The 868-nt window shown below is 62.8% G+C and carries 1 protein-coding gene; it reads right to left on the reverse strand.

What is annotated here, in order from left to right:
• Positions 1 to 868 (reverse strand): aldehyde dehydrogenase family protein (locus A3730_RS04695; RefSeq protein WP_156500912.1); only part of this gene is annotated, 868 nt, incomplete at both ends.

The raw sequence follows: 868 nt of genomic DNA on the forward strand, positions 1-868 counted from the left end.
TTCACTTCACTGAATACCGTGGGGCGAGCGAAGTAACCTTTGGTGATTCCGTCGGGTTTGCCGGTTCCGCCGGCAACCAGTTTGGCGCCTTCTTGCTGGCCTTTCTCAATCATGGCCTGCACGCGCTGGTATTGGCGGCCATTGGCGATGGGGCCCATGACAGTAGCGTTATCAGTGGGGTCTCCGACCACCACGCTGTCGCAAACCTGGGTAGCGATCTGTTCGGCCTCGGCCAGTTGATCCGCCGGCACCAGCATCCGTGACGGAGCATTACAGCTCTGTCCGGTGTTGGTCATCATGGAGCGCACCCCGTGGGTAACAGCCTGCTCCAGATCGCAGCCTGGCAGCAGGATATTGGCGGACTTGCCTCCCAGTTCCAGCGACACGCGCTTAATGGTGCTGGCCGCTTCCCGGCTCACCGATTCCCCGGCGCGGGTGGAGCCGGTGAGAGACACCACATCAATGCGTGGGTCGCTGGACAGCAAGGGCCCTACGGCTGCGCCATCGCCATACACCATATTGAAGACCCCGGCGGGTACGCCGGCTTCGTCGATAATCCGGGTCAGCAGGTTGGCGGACAGAGGGGCAAATTCACTGGGCTTGAGCACCATGGTGCAACCGGCGGCCATGGCGGGGGCGACTTTGCACATGACCTGGTTCATGGGCCAGTTCCAGGGCGTGATCAGGGCGCAGACACCGGCAGCTTCCCGGCGGATCAGTGATTGGCCCGCGGTTTCTTCAAACGGGAACTCCCGGGCGATGCCCAGCGCGGTTTTCAAATGGGCAAGGCCCATGGGGGCCTGCACCTTGCTGGCCAGGGAGATGGGGGCCCCCATCTCCTGGCTGATGGCCTCAGCCATTTCCGGCA

Source organism: Alcanivorax sp. HI0044 (assembly GCF_001634945.1).